Source organism: Pedococcus sp. P2_D9 (genome assembly GCF_056404275.1).
The window spans coordinates 126,538-140,196 of sequence record NZ_JBFUEI010000008.1; the positions used below are offsets into that span (position 1 = coordinate 126,538).

Genomic DNA, 13,659 nt, shown 5'->3' on the forward strand with positions numbered 1-13,659 from the left:
CTCTCGACTCAGTCCTTCGTGGTTCGCAGACGTGCCCTGCCGTGTGTGCGTGCAGGGCAACTATACGGAGCGAATCACACGCTTGTCATTCCACTCGCGTAGTCCGATCGGGCGAGTTCTAGCGGTGTGGTCACACCCGTCCCACTCGCCTCACGAGGGCCTCGGCGCCTCAGCAGGCAGGCGCCTCAGGCCATGGTGTCGAGGATGGCCACGATGTCGTCCTCGGAAGTGCGTGGGTTGACGATCGCGAACCGGGTCAGCGTCTCGCCCGCGTGCGAGGTGGGCACCACGAAGGCGAACTGGTCGGCGAGCAGCCGGTCCGACCACTCCTGGTACTGCGCCGCGGACCAGCCGATCCGCCGGAACACCACGACCGAGAGGTCCGGCTCGCGCGCGACCTCGAGGTAGTCGCGCCGGCCGATCTCCTCGGCCGCGAACCGCGTGACCTCGAGCGTTCGCTCGACGGCCTCGCGGTAGGCGTCCGTGCCGTGGGTCGCCAGCGAGAACCAGAACGGCAGGCCCCGGGCCCGGCGGGTCAGCCCCACCGAGTAGTCGGTGGGGTTCCAGTCGGGCGCGTCGTTGAGGACGTCGAGGTAGGACGCGTGCTGGGTGTGTGCCGCGCGGGCCAGGGCGGGCTCGCGGTAGAGCAGGGCGCAGCAGTCGAACGGCGCGAACAGCCACTTGTGCGGGTCGACGATGAACGAGTCGCAGTGCTCGATGCCTGCATACCTGTGGCGCACCGACGGAGCGGCCAGCCCTGCGCCTCCGTAGGCGCCGTCGACGTGGAACCAGATGCCGAACTCGCGGCAGACCTCGGACACCGAGGCGAGGTCGTCGACGATGCCGAAGTTGGTCGTGCCACTCGTCGCGACCACCGCGAAGAACGTCTCGGGGCCGTGGGCGAGCAGCACCTCGCGAAGGGCCGGTCCGGTCAGCCGACCCATGTCGTCGACGTCGACCCCCACGAACTCGGCGTCCATGACGTCGCAGGCCGACTGGATCGAGGAGTGCGCACCGTGCGTCGCGGCGACACGGAACGGTCGCGCGCCGGCGCCGGTCCTGCCATCCAGGGCGGCGCTGGTGCGAGCGGTGTGCCGTGCCGCGACCAGCGCGGACAGGTTGCCGATCGTCCCGCCCGGCACGAAGACACCACCGGCCTCCGGCGGCAGACCGGCCAGGTCGGCGATCCAGCGCAGCGCCTGGTTCTCGGCGTAGACCGCTCCGGCCCCTTCGAGCCAGGACCCGCCGTAGATCGACGAGGCCCCGACGACGAGGTCGAACATCGCGGCCGCCTCTGTGGGGGCGCACGGGATGAAGGAGAGGTACCGCGGATGGTCGGTGGAGATGCAGGCCGGAGCCAGGTCCTCCTCGAAGAGCTTGAGCGCCTCGATGCCGCCGATGCCCTCGGCGGTGATGGTGGCTCCGGCCAGGGCGTCGAGCTCCGCCAAGGTCCGTGGGCCGTCGAGAGGCACCGGGTCGAGCTTCAGACGGTCGGCGGAGTAGGCGAGGATCGCGTCGCCGAGGGCCTCGAGGTTCTGGTCGCTGTAGCCGTGCACGCGGCGAGTCTAGGCTGCGCCGCTCACGCCGGGGCAGGGGCGAAGAGGACCGCCCTCAGGCCGACCACATCCGCCACGATCGCGTCGGGTCGGCTCGCCGCGAGCGCGGGCTCCAGGCCCGCGCCCCAGGTGACCGCGACCGCACCCATTCCCGCGGCTCGGGCGGCCTCGACGTCCACGGTCGCGTCGCCGACGTAGACGCAGTCGCGGGGGGCGGCACCGAGCTGCGCCGCGGCATACAAGAGGGGTGCTGGGTGGGGCTTGTGGAGGTCCGTTTCCTCTTGTCCTGCAAGGACATCGATCCGGCGGTCCAGGCCCACCGCCCGCAGGCCGAGACGCACGGTGTCGCCCTTCTTAGAGGAGACGACGCCGGTGCGGGCACCGGCGTCGTGCAGGTCGTCGAGGAGCTCGATCACGCCGTCGACGGTGCGGATCAGCTCGTCGTGGTTGGCGAGGTTCCACTCGCGGTAGACGTCGGTGAGCTCGGCGCCACGACCCGGGTAGCGCTCCTCGAGCACCGGCTGGAGGGGGCGGCCGATCCAGGACCTGACCTCGTCCTCCGCGGCCTGCTCGCCGAGGACCGACCCCAGCGCGTGGTGGTAGGACGCGACGATCAGGGGAATCGTGTCGGCGAGGGTGCCGTCGAAGTCGAACAGGACCACGGGCCAGCGAGGAGTCACGGGCTCGAGGCTAACGAACAGCCTCGATGGGGCGCCGGGTGCGCCGGTCAGGCCCGCGGCTCGACGCCCAGCTCGCGGAGCAGCACCTCGACCCGTCCGCGGATCTCGTCGCGGATCGGGCGCACGGCGTCGACTCCCTGCCCTGCCGGGTCGTCGAGCACCCAGTCCTCGTAGCGCTTGCCGGGGAAGTAGGGGCAGGTGTCGCCACACCCCATGGTGACGACCACGTCGGAGTCCTGGACGGCTTCGGTGGTCAGGACCTTCGGGATCTGTGCGGCGATGTCGATGCCCTCCTCGGCCATGGCTGCGACCGCGGCGGGGTTCACCTGGTCGGCAGGCTGGCTCCCCGCCGAGCGCACCTCGACGGCCCCACCGCCGAGATGCGCGAGGTATGCCGCGGCCATCTGCGAGCGCCCGGCGTTGTGGACACACACGAACAGGACAGAGGGCTTGTCACTCATACGGATTCGCTTTCAGGGGTGGGGATCTGGACGGTGCGCGTCTGAACGGTGCGCAGCAGGCCGAGGCCGGCTCCGACGCCGACGAGCTGCGCCGCGACGAAGGCGGGAACGGAGGCGGGCGCGATGCCCGCAAAGGTGTCCGAGAGGGCACGCGCGACGGTGACAGCCGGGTTGGCGAACGACGTCGAGGAGGTCAGGAAGTAGGCGCCGAAGATCCACGCCGGGACGACGAGGGCGGCGCGGCCCCCCTCGCGCACCAGTCCGATGGCGAGGACCAGCCCGGCCGTGGCGACGACCTCGCCCAGCAGCTGACCGACACCCCCTCGCTCGTGGCGGGACAGGTGCAGCGCGGGCAACCCGAACATGAGGTTGGCCAGGGCCGTGCCCGCAACGCCACCCACGAGCTGGACGCCCACGTAGGGCGCGACGTCCGCCCACCGGTGCTCCCCCCGGACGGCCTGCGCCAAGGTGACGGCGGGGTTGAAGTGCGCGCCACTGACGGGAGCGAACGAGCTGATGAGGACGCCGAGCACGGCCACCGTCGCGAGCGCGTTGACGAGCAGCTGGACAGCGCCGTCGTCGGTCAGGCGCTGGGCCATCACGCCCGACCCGACGACCGCGGCGAGCAGCCCTGCGGTCCCGACCAGCTCGGCGGCCAGTCGGGCGCGCACCGGGTGGTTCAGCAACACGCCTCCTGCAGCGCGGGGCCTGCGGCCGTCGTGCAGCACCCGCCGTCGTTTCCGCCTGCCACGATCGGAAGGCTCGCCGTGGCGGGACGTCCGTCGGCCGGGTTGTCGTCCTTCACGGTGTAGACCTCCCAGGGGGCGCCGGCCGGGTCGTGCACCCAGACCTTGTCCTGCACCGCATAGCAGCAGGTCGTGTCCCGCTCGTCGAACGCGGCCAGACCAGCCTCGCGCAACCGCGTCGCCCCCGCCTCGACGTCGGCGCTGCTGTCCACCTCGATGCCGAGGTGGTTGAGCGCCTGAGCTGTCCCCTCGCCACGCTGGTCGGCCGGGACCTCGATCAGCACCAGCTTGAGCGGCGGCTCGACGATGGCGAAGTTGGCGTAGCCCGGACGGCGCTTGTGCGGCTGGGTGCCGAAGAGGGTCGAGTAGAACGCGACCGACTTCTCGAGGTCGGCGACGTTGAGGGCGAGCTGGACACGCGACATGAGCGGACTCCTTGGTTCATCGACTATTGTCTATGCAGGAAGTGAAACGACTGCATCGATGTTTGTCAATATCGATGCAGGTCTATTTCTAGGAGATCCCGTGCCCGGCCCCACGCTCGTCACCCTCACCGCCCCAGGCGACGCCCTCGCCGCCACCACGACCGCCGGTGTCGCCTGCTGCGGCACGCTCACCACGGACGAGGCGATGGGACGAGAGCAGGCCGAGGCCACGGCATACCTGCTCAAGGCGGTGGCCGACCCCGTGCGCCTCCGGCTGCTGTCCCTCATCCGCTCGTCCCAGGGGCAGGAGGCCTGTGTCTGCGACCTCACGCCCGCCGTCGGACTCAGCCAGCCGACCGTGAGCCACCACCTCAAGGTGCTCACCGAAGCCGGCCTGGTGACCCGCGAGCGGCGGGGCACGTGGGCATGGTTCCGGCTGGTGCCGACGCGGTTGGACGACCTGGCCGCGATCTTCCGCTGACAGGGGTTTAGTTTCTGGGTATGCCGCCGGCTGCCCTCACCGAGCTCGTCCACCCCTCGTGGGCGGTCGCCCTCGAGCCCGTGGCCGGGGCCGTGGCCTCGCTGGGTGAGTTCCTGCGCGAGGAGGTCGCGGCCGGACGGGGCTACCTGCCGGCCGGCATTCACGTGCTCCGTGCCTTCGAGCGGCCGCTGGACGACGTGCGGGTGCTCATCGTCGGGCAGGACCCCTACCCGACTCCCGGGCACGCCGTGGGACTGTCGTTCTCGGTCGCGCCGGACGTGCAGCCGGTCCCCCGCAGCCTGGCCAACATCTTCCAGGAGCTGCAGACAGACCTCGGGCTCCCGCGACCGTCGACCGGCGACCTGTCGCCCTGGGCCGACCAGGGGGTCCTGCTCCTCAACAGGGTGCTGACCGTGCGACCCGGCAAACCCGCCAGCCACCGCGGCAAGGGCTGGGAAACCGTGACAGCACAAGCGATCTCGGCGCTGGTGAGCCGCGGCGGCCCGCTGGTCGCAATCCTGTGGGGCAGGGACGCGAGGAACCTCGTGCCGCACCTCGGCGGCATACCCGCCATCGAGAGCGCCCACCCCTCTCCCCTTTCGGCGCACTCCGGCTTCTTCGGGAGCAGGCCGTTCGGCCGGACCAACGAGCTCCTCGCCCACCAGGGCGCCGCACCCATCGACTGGAGGCTCCCGTGAGCGACCCCACCCCTGATTCCACAGCCACTGACGCCGTGGCGGACAACCTGACGCATCTCCCCGAGAGCGGCAAGGTCTGGCACCGCTACGTCGCGATCGGCGACTCCTTCACCGAGGGCATGTCCGACCCCGACCCGGAGGGTGAGAACGCCTTCGTCGGCTGGGCCGACCGGCTGGCCCACCACCTCGCGGCCATCGCGCACGATGCCGGAGGCGACTTCGCCTACGCCAACCTTGCGGTGCGCGGGCGGCTGCTGGCCGACGTCATCGGACCGCAGCTCGACGCCGCGATCGCCCTGGGTCCCGACCTGGTCTCGATGGTCGGGGGCGGCAACGACATCCTGCGACCCAAGGCCGACCTCGACGCGATCGCCGCCCGGCTCGAGGCGGCGGTCGTGCGGTTGCGCGAGGCAGGGGCCGACGTGCTGCTGGCGACGCCCACCGACCCCGTGGGCGCGCCGGTGCTGCGCCACCTGAGGGGGCGCCACGCCATCCACTCGGCCAACCTGTTCAGCATCGCCCAGCAGCACGGCGCCTACGTCATCAACCAGTGGGGCATGAAGGCGCTGCAGGACTTCCGGCTGTGGTCCGAGGACCGGATCCACATGACGAGCGAGGGGCACCGGCGCGTGGCACTCAACGCCCTGTCGGCGCTCGGGCACGACACCGACCGCGCCGACTGGTCCACCCCGTTGCCCCCGGCGCCGCCCGTCGCCCGACGCCAGGCGGCCGCGGCCAACGCCGAGTGGGCCCGCACCCACCTCGCGCCCTGGGTGCAACGCCGGCTCAAGGGCGAGTCCAGCGGCGACGCCGTCCGGGCCAAGCGCCCTGACCTCACCCCACTGGACCGCGGGACCTCCTAGCCGCGATCAGGCGAGCGCCACGAGCAGCTGGCGCGACACCAGACCCACCGTGCTCGCGAGCGAGTCGAGGTAGGTGCGGGTCAGGGTCGGGCTGGACTGCAGCTCCCAGAGCACCAGCGCCTGCTGCCAGGCCGCGTCACGGGCCCGGTTGACACTCCATGAGCCGACCAGGTTCAGGACCGGGGAGACCTCGTGGTCGAGGCGTCGCTGGGTCTCGTCGAGCAGGGACTGGCGCACCTCCTCATGAACCTCTGCCAGCACGGCATTGACGGTCAGGTAGTCACGCTGGACCCCGGGACTGGTCGGTGAGAGACCGAGTTGGCGGCAGGTGCGGACCGTGGCGATGGGCAGGTCGTGGTTGATGTGGGCGTTCATCCCCGCGACGGCGAACTGGACCGGCACCAGACCGGTGGCCGCACGGCTCTCGAAGAGCGGGGTCCACGCCTTGCTGCGACTCTCGTCAGACGCCTCGACTGCCTCGAGGTAGAGCCCCGCGAACACCACGTCCAGGCGCTCGAGGAAGGCCGGGTTCACGAACGCGTGGGCCGCCAGCCGATCACCGACCCGCTCGGTGACGAGGAGGTACAGCGCGTTGAAGCGGCCCACGCCGTCCGCAGGCCCGAGGGCGGCACCCAACCGGCGCAGCCGTTCGACCACCTCCGGGACGCTGGCGGCCTGGCCGGGCGGCACGACGACCGGACGGATCGGCGCGAGGACCTTGCGCACTCGTCGGATGACAGAGCTCAACCACCCCACAACGACGACGGTAGGCGCAGAAGTCCACGGCGTCCACGGCTTCGCCGCAGGGTCGAGAGTGCGTGACACGCTGGCGCCCGCGCCGGCGGGGTCAAGCGGTTGTTGCAACGAGGAACCTGTTTAGTGTCTCGGCTGGGGTTGCCCAGTCAAGGGTTTGCCGTGGGCGGCCGTTGAGCTCTCGGGCGACCTCGTCGAGGTCGGCCTGGGTGTGGGCTCGGAAGTCGGTCTTGCCTTGGGGAAGTATTGGCGAAGGAGCCCGTTGGTGTTCTCGTTGCTGCCGCGCTGCCACGGGGAGTGCGGGTCACAGAAGTACACCTCGCAGTTGGTGGCCAACGTGAAGGTGGCGTGCTGGGACAGTTCGCTGCCCTGATCCCAGGTCAGGGTCTTGCCCAGCTCGGCCGGTAGGCGCCGCATCAGCTGGACCAGCACGTCGACGACGGCCTCGCTGGACCTCGAGCCGGGCAAGGCCCCGAGCATCACGTACCGGCTGTGCCGCTCGACCAAGGTGATGATCGCGCTGCGCTGGCCGACACCGACGACCAGGTCTCCCTCCCAGTGACCGGGCACGGCCCGGTCGGCCACCTCAGCGGGCCGAGCAGAGATGTGCAGGTCCCGCACCCACGGCTTGCCACGAGTGGCGTCCGCCAGCCGTGACTGGGGGCGCCGTTTCGTGCGTGCGCTGCGCAGCGCGACCTGACGGGCCAGCTCGGCCCGCATCCCACCTCGGGCCTGGTAGTACACCGCCTGGTAGATCGTCTCGTGCGACACCCATTGCTCCGGCTGATTCGGGTACGTGCGGCGCAGCCACCGCTCGACCTGGCGCGGCGACCACCGTTGCCCCAGTTTCCCTGAGACAACGGGCCACAACCGACCCGAGGCCACCGGCCGGCCCCGGCCGTGCTCACCGATCAGTTTTCCCGGCCGGTATCGCCGCGCCCGGGCACGAGCCTTCTCCTGCGCCCGCCGGCACGAGTATGCCCACCGATACGCCCCGACCCGACCCGGACGATTGGCCCGGGACCGCTCAGGATGACGAACCCGCTCCCGCGCCGGCAGGTGCGCACCGCGGTAGCTGTGGTTGCGGCTCACCTCCCGCCACACCGTCGACCGATCCCGGCCAATTGCCACCGCGATCTCAGGAAACGTGCACCCCTGACCGAACAACACCTCGATCTTGGCCCGCTCCTCGAACGCCAACCGTTTCCCAGGCATACAACGCATCCTTCATCCAGGGTCCGTTGCAACAGCCGTTAGAAACCGCCGCCGAACCTTCAGCGTGTCGTGCACTCTCGAACGCTGCTGACCTGCGCGATTCAAGTAGTAGGACGTCCTACTACTACCCTTGGTGCATGCCAGCGACCCGCCTCATGCCCTCCGAGGAGGGCTACGACCTCATCGACCTGACCCGCGAGATCTGCGACAAGGAGCTCCGTCCCCAGGTCGACGAGGCCGAGCGCGCCGCCGCGACGACGCCGGCCCTGCCCCGCGACGCCTTCCGCACCCTGGGCCGAGCCGGGCTGCTCTCGCTGCCCTACCCCGAGGAGTTCGGCGGCGGTGGCCAGCCCTACGAGGTCTACCTCCAGGTCGTCGAGGAGATCGCCTCCGCCTGGATGAGCGTCGCGGTCGGCGTCTCCGTCCACTCGCTCACCTGCTACCCCGTCGCCCAGTTCGGCACGCGAGCCCAGCAGGAGGCACTCCTTCCGGCGATGCTCTCGGGTGACCAGCTCGGCGCCTACTGCCTCTCCGAGCGCCACGCCGGTTCCGACGTCGCCTCGATGAGTGCCCGGGCGACCCCTGACGACGATGCCGACCCCACGGCATACCAGCTCAAGGGCACCAAGGCCTGGATCTCGCACGCCGGGCACGCGGACTTCTACACGAGCTTCGTGCGCACCTCGGACGACGGCGCGCGCGGCCTGTCCTGCTTCGTCGTGCCGGGTGACGCCAAGGGCATCGCCTTCGGTGCGCCGGAGAAGAAGATGGGCCTGCACTGCGACACCGTGAGCGAGGTGCACTTCGAGGGGGTCGAGGTGTCCGCTGACCGTCTCGTGGGTGGCGTCGGCCAGGGCATGACCATCGCCCTGTCAGCCCTCGATTCGGGGCGCCTCGGAATCGCTGCGGCCGCAACGGGTTTGGCTCAGTCGGCACTCGACCAGGCTGTCGCCTACGCCAAGGAGCGCGAACAGTTCGGTCGACCGATCGGCGACAACCAGGGGCTCGCCTTCCTGCTCGCCGACATGGAGGCAGGCGTGACGTCGGCCCGCGCGGCCTATCTCCACGCCGCCCGGCTGCACGATGCCGGCCGGCCCTTCACCAAGGAGGCGGCAGTGGCCAAGCTGGTCTGCACCGACAACGCCATGCGCGTCACCACCGACGCGGTGCAGGTGCTCGGCGGCGCGGGCTACACCCAGGACTTCCCGCTGGAGCGCTACATGCGCGAGGCCAAGGTGACCCAGATCTTCGAGGGCACCAACCAGATCCAGCGGCTCGTCATCAGCCGCCAGCTCCTCAAGAGCTCCTCCAAGAGAGACTGACGCCATGCAGATCACCGATTCCACCGTCGCCCTCGTCACCGGCGGAGCCAGCGGCCTCGGCGGTGCCACCGTCCGCCGCCTGCACGCCGACGGTGCCGCCGTGGTCATCCTCGACCTGCCGTCCTCGCCCGGCGAGGCACTCGCCCAGGAGCTCGGCGAGCGTGCGCGGTTCGTGGCGACCGACGTCCGCGACGAAGCGCAGGTCCAGGCCGCGATCGACGTGGCGCGTGAGCTCGGGACGCTGCGGATCGTCGTCAACTGCGCGGGGGTCGGCACGCCCGGCCGCGTGGTCGGCAAGCGCGGTCCGCTGCCGCTCGAGCAGTTCGCCAACGTCATCAACATCAACCTGATCGGCACCTTCAACGTGCTGCGGCTCGCTGCCGCGGCGATGCTCGAGAACGAGCCCGTCGACGCCGACCGGGGCGTCATCGTCATGACGGCGTCCATCGCCGCCTACGACGGACAGATCGGTCAGGCCGCGTATGCCGCGAGCAAGGGTGGCGTCGTCGGCCTCACCCTGAGTGCCGCTCGCGACCTGGCGGACAAGGGAATTCGCGTGATGACGGTCGCCCCGGGAACGTTCATGACTCCGATGCTCGCGGGTCTGCCGCCTGAGGCCACTGCCGTCCTCGAGGCCCAGGTGCCGCACCCCTCACGACTGGGCAACCCTGACGAGTACGCCAGCCTCGTCGCGCACATCGTCGACAACGGCATGCTCAACGGCGAGGTCATCCGCCTCGACGGCGCACTCCGCATGCCCCCTCGCTGACGACTCGCTGACGACTCGCGGGTCTTGGCCGGTACCTCGGGCGGACGCGATCCGGAGTACGCGATCCGGAGTACGCGCTTCGACGTACTCGCCACCGCGAACGCGCGGTTCGTCGGTACGCGCTTCGCCCGAGGGCGAGGCGCATTTCGTCGTGCCACGATGGTGAACTGGGCCTGACTCTGGTGGCGTCGGGCGTCCCGCTCGCGTCGGTCGTTGGGCCCCCGTCGAAGGGACCCGCCATGAGAGCACGCTCTCGGACCGTGGCAGGGACGGTCCACCAGACACCCCCACGCGGCCTCCGGCCGCTTCATCGTTGGCACCGCAGTGCCGGTCTCGCGCTCACCGCCGCCCTGGGCGCGGCGGTCGCGGCGACGGCCGGAGCGCCCGCCACTGCCGAACCCTCGGCCGCCGCACCCGGCCCGGGCGTACTGCTGCAGTGGAACATCACCGCCCAGGGCCTCACCACCCCACTGCGGCCCTCGGCCCACGGCCAGACGCGAGGCATCGCCATGGTCGCGGGGGCTGTCTACGACGCGGTGAACGCCATCGACCGCAGCCACCAGCCCTACCGACTCGACGTCGCGGCCCTGGACATCAAGCCGTGGGCGTCGACCGACGCGGCGATCGCGACCGCAGCCCACGACGTCCTGGTTGCCATCGTGCCGCAGGCTCAGTGGGCCGCGCTCGACACTGCCTTGACGACAAGCCTTGCGGCCGTGCCGGACGGAGCCGGTGAGGACGAGGGTGTTCGTGCCGGCAGGGCCGCGGCCGCGGCGATGGTCGACTCGCGAAGGGGGGACGGCTTCACGTCACCCTTCACGTTCAACCTCGGGACCGAGCCGGGCGACTGGCGACCCTCACCCGCGACCGCACTCGACCCCGACCCCTGGGTGGGGCAGCTGCGGCCGTTCCTGATGAGGAGCCCCGACCAGTTCCCTTCCTCCGGGCCGAACGCCCTGACCAGTGCCGAGTACGCGAAGGACTTCAACGAGGTCAAGGAGCTCGGCTCGCTCACCAGCACGCGGCGTACCGCGGACCAGACGAAGGCCGCCATCTTCTGGCAAACCGCTCCCGCGCCACTCTGGCACGGCATGGCACGAGACCTCATCACCCGCCACGGCCTCAGCGCCAGCGAGGGCGCTCGGCTGATAGCGAGCATGAGCCTGGCCGGGGCGGACGGCGCGATCGCCTGCTGGAACGACAAGTACCACTGGCAGTTCTGGCGGCCGAACGCGGCCATCCGCGAGGCGGACACCGACGACAACCCGGCCACCGTGGCCGATCCCGGTTGGCGGCCTCTCTTCGATCCTGCGACGGCGACCACGCCTCCGCTGGTGAACCCGCCCTTCCCCGAGCACCCCTCGGGCCACGGATGTGTCAGCGGTGCCACCCTCGACGCCGTCCGCACCTTCTTCGGGACCGACAAGGTGTCCGTCCGCATGACGTCCAGCCGCTACCCGGGCGAGACGCGGGACTTCAGCCGGCTGTCGCTGGCCATGAAGGAGATCATCGACGCCCGCGTCTGGGGCGGTATCCACTTCCGCACCGCAGACGTGGTGGGAGCGAACACGGGTCGCAAGGTCGGGCACTGGATGGAGAAGCACTACTTCCAGCCAGTCGGCCAGGTGCCAGCCAGCCCGTAGGTCGCGGGACCCGGCGCAGAAAGGGGACTCATTGCACCTCTTGCGCGAGGGACCGTGATGGGTCAAGATCATCGAACCTCCCTCGGGAGGCCAGTCCCCCTCGGGGGACACGAGACCCGGCCAACTCATACTTGGCCGGGTCTCACCTTTTCTAACAGCCGAAGGTGGTCCGACCGGTAACCGACACGCGTCAGCCAGGTAAACACTGCACGAGGCTTGGTGCCATGTCGTTGACCCGGCGTCCCGATCTCGCGAGTCGCGCGTCCTTCCCTGTGAGAGGTGCAGCCGCCTTCTCCTGCAAGGGAGGGAATCATGCTCGCAGCCCTGGTTCGACGCCCGACCACGTTCGCCCAGGCGCTCGCGCTGGCGGCGTCCGAGGCCGTGCTCGTCGAGGTTCTCCTGGTCGTCGTGACCGCGGTGTCCGGCACCCCGCACCCGCCTTGGACAGCATTGCTGCTCTACGGGCTCGGCTGGGTGTCGGTCTCCGCCCTGCGGTGGGTGCTGATCGACAGGCGCTTCGTCCAGCGCACCTAGCCAGACGACAGGCGCGGGTCAGACGGACTGGGCGAACGCGTCCTCGAGGATGTCGAGCCCCTCGGCCAGCAGCTCGTCGCCCGCGGACAGCGGCGGCAGGAACCGGAACACGTTGCCGAACGTGCCGCAGGTCAGCGTCACCAGACCGGCCGCGTGACAGGCCTTGTTGATCCGGCCGGTGAGGTCCGCGTCAGGAGTCTTGTGCTCGAGGTCGCTGACCAGCTCGACGGCCAGCATCGCCCCACGGCCACGGATGTCGCCGATCACGCCGTACTTGTCAGCCAGCGCCTCCAGCCTCGGGCGGAACAGCGCCTCGACGGCCCGGGCCCGACCGCGCAGGTCGTCCGCCTTCATGGTCTCGATGGCCGCCAGGGCACTGGCACACGCGACGGGGTTGCCGCCGTAGGTGCCGCCCAGCCCACCGACGTGGATCGCGTCCATGACGTCGGCGCGACCCGTGAGGGCCGCGAGCGGCATACCTCCCGCGATCCCCTTGGCCGTGGTGATGAGGTCGGGGACGACGTCCTCGTGGTCGGAGGCGAACCAGTCGCCGGTGCGGCAGAACCCGGTCTGCACCTCGTCGGCGATGAACAGGATCCCCTGCTCGGTGCACCAGTCGGAGACCTTCTTCATGAAGCCCGGCGCCGGCACGATGAACCCGCCCTCGCCCTGGATCGGCTCGAGGATGACGGCGGCCGTGTTGTCCTCGCCGACCTGGGCGTGCACGAGGTCGACGAACTCCGCGAACGCCTCCTCCGCACAGGCCTCGGGACCCGTCGGCCAGCGGTAGGGGTAGGCCATCGGCACGCGGTAGATCTCGCTCGCGAACGGCCCGAACCGGTGCTTGTAGGGCATGTTCTTGGCGGTCAGCCCCATCGTGAGGTTGGTGCGCCCGTGGTAGGCGTGGTCGAACGCGACGACGCCCTGGCGCCCGGTGAAGTGGCGGGCCACCTTGACGGCGTTCTCGACGGCCTCGGACCCGGAGTTGAAGAGCGCGGAACGCTTCTCGTGGCTTCCGGGCGTGACCTCCGCGAGCACCTCCGCCACCTCGAGGTACTCCTCGTAGGGCGTGACCATGAAGCAGGTATGGGTGAAGTCGTTGATCTGTGCGGTCACCGCGTCGATGATGCGCTGGTTGCCGTTGCCCACGGTTGTCACGGCGATGCCCGAACCGAAGTCGATGAGCTGGTTGCCGTCGACGTCGCGCAGGATCCCGCCCGCCGCCTGCTCGATGTAGACCGGCAGGCCGGTGCCGACGCCGGCTGAGACGGCCGCGAGCTTGCGCTGCTGGAGTGCCTGGCTCTTGGGGCCGGGGATGCTGGTGGCGAGGATGCGCTTCTGCTCGAGCATGCGCCGAGCATACGACCGCCCCCGCCCCATCGTTATCGGGTCTAGGGACTTGTGTCGGCTTCGCCCTGGAACCGTTTCCGGGTGAAGCCACCCTTTGTCCCTAAACCCGATAAAGGTGAGGTATGCCGCGTGCGTGGCACCGCGGCATACCCACCCGTAGCGT

The 13,659-nt window shown here is 70.3% G+C and carries 14 protein-coding genes and 1 pseudogene; 7 read left to right on the top strand and 8 right to left on the bottom strand.

Going from position 1 to position 13,659, the window contains the following annotated elements; genetic code table 11:
* Positions 1 to 185: 185 nt before the first annotated feature.
* From AC1DXJ_RS13860 to AC1DXJ_RS13880, 5 genes are read right to left on the bottom strand one after another with little or no spacing between them, the layout of a single operon-like run.
* Positions 186 to 1,556, bottom strand: a complete 1,371-nt coding sequence (locus AC1DXJ_RS13860; RefSeq protein WP_477637248.1) for a pyridoxal phosphate-dependent decarboxylase family protein — start codon at positions 1,554 to 1,556, stop codon at positions 186 to 188.
* Positions 1,557 to 1,579: 23 nt separating this feature from the next.
* Entirely contained in the window at positions 1,580 to 2,236 is a 657-nt protein-coding gene (locus AC1DXJ_RS13865) for an HAD family hydrolase (protein WP_477615837.1), read from the bottom strand.
* A 47-nt stretch (positions 2,237 to 2,283) separates the two neighbouring features.
* Positions 2,284 to 2,697, bottom strand: a complete 414-nt coding sequence (locus AC1DXJ_RS13870; protein ID WP_477615838.1) for an arsenate reductase ArsC — start codon at positions 2,695 to 2,697, stop codon at positions 2,284 to 2,286.
* Positions 2,694 to 3,386, bottom strand: a complete 693-nt coding sequence (locus AC1DXJ_RS13875; RefSeq protein WP_477637249.1) for an aquaporin — start codon at positions 3,384 to 3,386, stop codon at positions 2,694 to 2,696. The genes AC1DXJ_RS13870 and AC1DXJ_RS13875 overlap by 4 nt, the downstream gene beginning before the upstream one ends.
* Positions 3,377 to 3,868 carry an ArsI/CadI family heavy metal resistance metalloenzyme gene (locus AC1DXJ_RS13880; RefSeq protein ID WP_477637250.1) on the bottom strand — a complete coding sequence of 164 codons (492 nt, stop codon included), beginning with the start codon at positions 3,866 to 3,868 and terminating at the stop codon, positions 3,377 to 3,379. Before AC1DXJ_RS13880 ends, AC1DXJ_RS13875 begins: the two co-directional genes overlap by 10 nt.
* A gap of 100 nt (positions 3,869 to 3,968) precedes the next feature.
* On the opposite strand from AC1DXJ_RS13880, the gene AC1DXJ_RS13885 reads away from it, so the two are divergent.
* From AC1DXJ_RS13885 to AC1DXJ_RS13895, 3 genes are read left to right on the top strand one after another with little or no spacing between them, the layout of a single operon-like run.
* Positions 3,969 to 4,349, top strand: coding sequence for an ArsR/SmtB family transcription factor (locus tag AC1DXJ_RS13885; RefSeq protein WP_477637251.1), 381 nt, complete (start codon positions 3,969 to 3,971; stop codon positions 4,347 to 4,349).
* A 20-nt stretch (positions 4,350 to 4,369) separates the two neighbouring features.
* Entirely contained in the window at positions 4,370 to 5,047 is a 678-nt protein-coding gene (locus AC1DXJ_RS13890; RefSeq protein ID WP_477637252.1) for a uracil-DNA glycosylase, read from the top strand.
* Positions 5,044 to 5,910 (top strand): SGNH/GDSL hydrolase family protein, encoded by an 867-nt coding sequence (locus AC1DXJ_RS13895; protein ID WP_477637253.1) that lies wholly within the window; start codon positions 5,044 to 5,046, stop codon positions 5,908 to 5,910. Before AC1DXJ_RS13890 ends, AC1DXJ_RS13895 begins: the two co-directional genes overlap by 4 nt.
* A 6-nt stretch (positions 5,911 to 5,916) precedes the next feature.
* Here AC1DXJ_RS13895 and AC1DXJ_RS13900 read toward each other — a convergent pair whose 3' ends face one another.
* Both AC1DXJ_RS13900 and AC1DXJ_RS13905 read right to left on the bottom strand, forming a co-directional pair.
* A complete protein-coding gene (locus AC1DXJ_RS13900) occupies positions 5,917 to 6,666 on the bottom strand; it encodes a DUF5995 family protein (RefSeq protein WP_477637254.1) in 750 nt (249 codons plus the stop codon).
* Between the two features lie 91 nt (positions 6,667 to 6,757).
* Positions 6,758 to 7,878 (bottom strand): annotated as a pseudogene (locus tag AC1DXJ_RS13905) (IS30 family transposase).
* Positions 7,879 to 8,015: 137 nt separating this feature from the next.
* Between AC1DXJ_RS13905 and AC1DXJ_RS13910 the strand changes: the two are divergent.
* From AC1DXJ_RS13910 to AC1DXJ_RS13925, 4 genes are all read left to right on the top strand, one after another.
* Positions 8,016 to 9,200 (top strand): acyl-CoA dehydrogenase family protein, encoded by a 1,185-nt coding sequence (locus AC1DXJ_RS13910; RefSeq protein WP_477637255.1) that lies wholly within the window; start codon positions 8,016 to 8,018, stop codon positions 9,198 to 9,200.
* Positions 9,201 to 9,204: 4 nt separating this feature from the next.
* Positions 9,205 to 9,969, top strand: coding sequence for an SDR family NAD(P)-dependent oxidoreductase (locus tag AC1DXJ_RS13915; RefSeq protein WP_477637256.1), 765 nt, complete (start codon positions 9,205 to 9,207; stop codon positions 9,967 to 9,969).
* A 239-nt stretch (positions 9,970 to 10,208) separates the two neighbouring features.
* Complete coding sequence (locus AC1DXJ_RS13920) at positions 10,209 to 11,612, top strand: vanadium-dependent haloperoxidase (RefSeq protein WP_477637257.1); 1,404 nt, start codon at positions 10,209 to 10,211, stop codon at positions 11,610 to 11,612.
* Positions 11,613 to 11,924: 312 nt separating this feature from the next.
* Entirely contained in the window at positions 11,925 to 12,146 is a 222-nt protein-coding gene (locus AC1DXJ_RS13925) for a hypothetical protein (protein WP_477633439.1), read from the top strand.
* A gap of 18 nt (positions 12,147 to 12,164) precedes the next feature.
* Here AC1DXJ_RS13925 and gabT read toward each other — a convergent pair whose 3' ends face one another.
* Entirely contained in the window at positions 12,165 to 13,496 is a 1,332-nt protein-coding gene (gene gabT / locus AC1DXJ_RS13930) for a 4-aminobutyrate--2-oxoglutarate transaminase (protein ID WP_477637258.1), read from the bottom strand.
* Positions 13,497 to 13,659 lie beyond the last annotated feature (163 nt).

Bases quoted from the DNA above. Each gene is read 5' to 3' on its own strand.
- AC1DXJ_RS13870 (WP_477615838.1), bottom strand. From the start codon at position 2,697: ATGAGTGACAAGCCCTCTGTCCTGTTCGTGTGTGTCCACAACGCCGGG.
- gabT (WP_477637258.1), bottom strand. From the start codon at position 13,496: ATGCTCGAGCAGAAGCGCATCCTCGCCACCAGCATCCCCGGCCCCAAG.
- AC1DXJ_RS13880 (WP_477637250.1), bottom strand. From the start codon at position 3,868: ATGTCGCGTGTCCAGCTCGCCCTCAACGTCGCCGACCTCGAGAAGTCG.
- AC1DXJ_RS13920 (WP_477637257.1), top strand. From the start codon at position 10,209: ATGAGAGCACGCTCTCGGACCGTGGCAGGGACGGTCCACCAGACACCC.
- AC1DXJ_RS13910 (WP_477637255.1), top strand. From the start codon at position 8,016: ATGCCAGCGACCCGCCTCATGCCCTCCGAGGAGGGCTACGACCTCATC.
- AC1DXJ_RS13915 (WP_477637256.1), top strand. From the start codon at position 9,205: ATGCAGATCACCGATTCCACCGTCGCCCTCGTCACCGGCGGAGCCAGC.
- AC1DXJ_RS13925 (WP_477633439.1), top strand. From the start codon at position 11,925: ATGCTCGCAGCCCTGGTTCGACGCCCGACCACGTTCGCCCAGGCGCTC.
- AC1DXJ_RS13890 (WP_477637252.1), top strand. From the start codon at position 4,370: ATGCCGCCGGCTGCCCTCACCGAGCTCGTCCACCCCTCGTGGGCGGTC.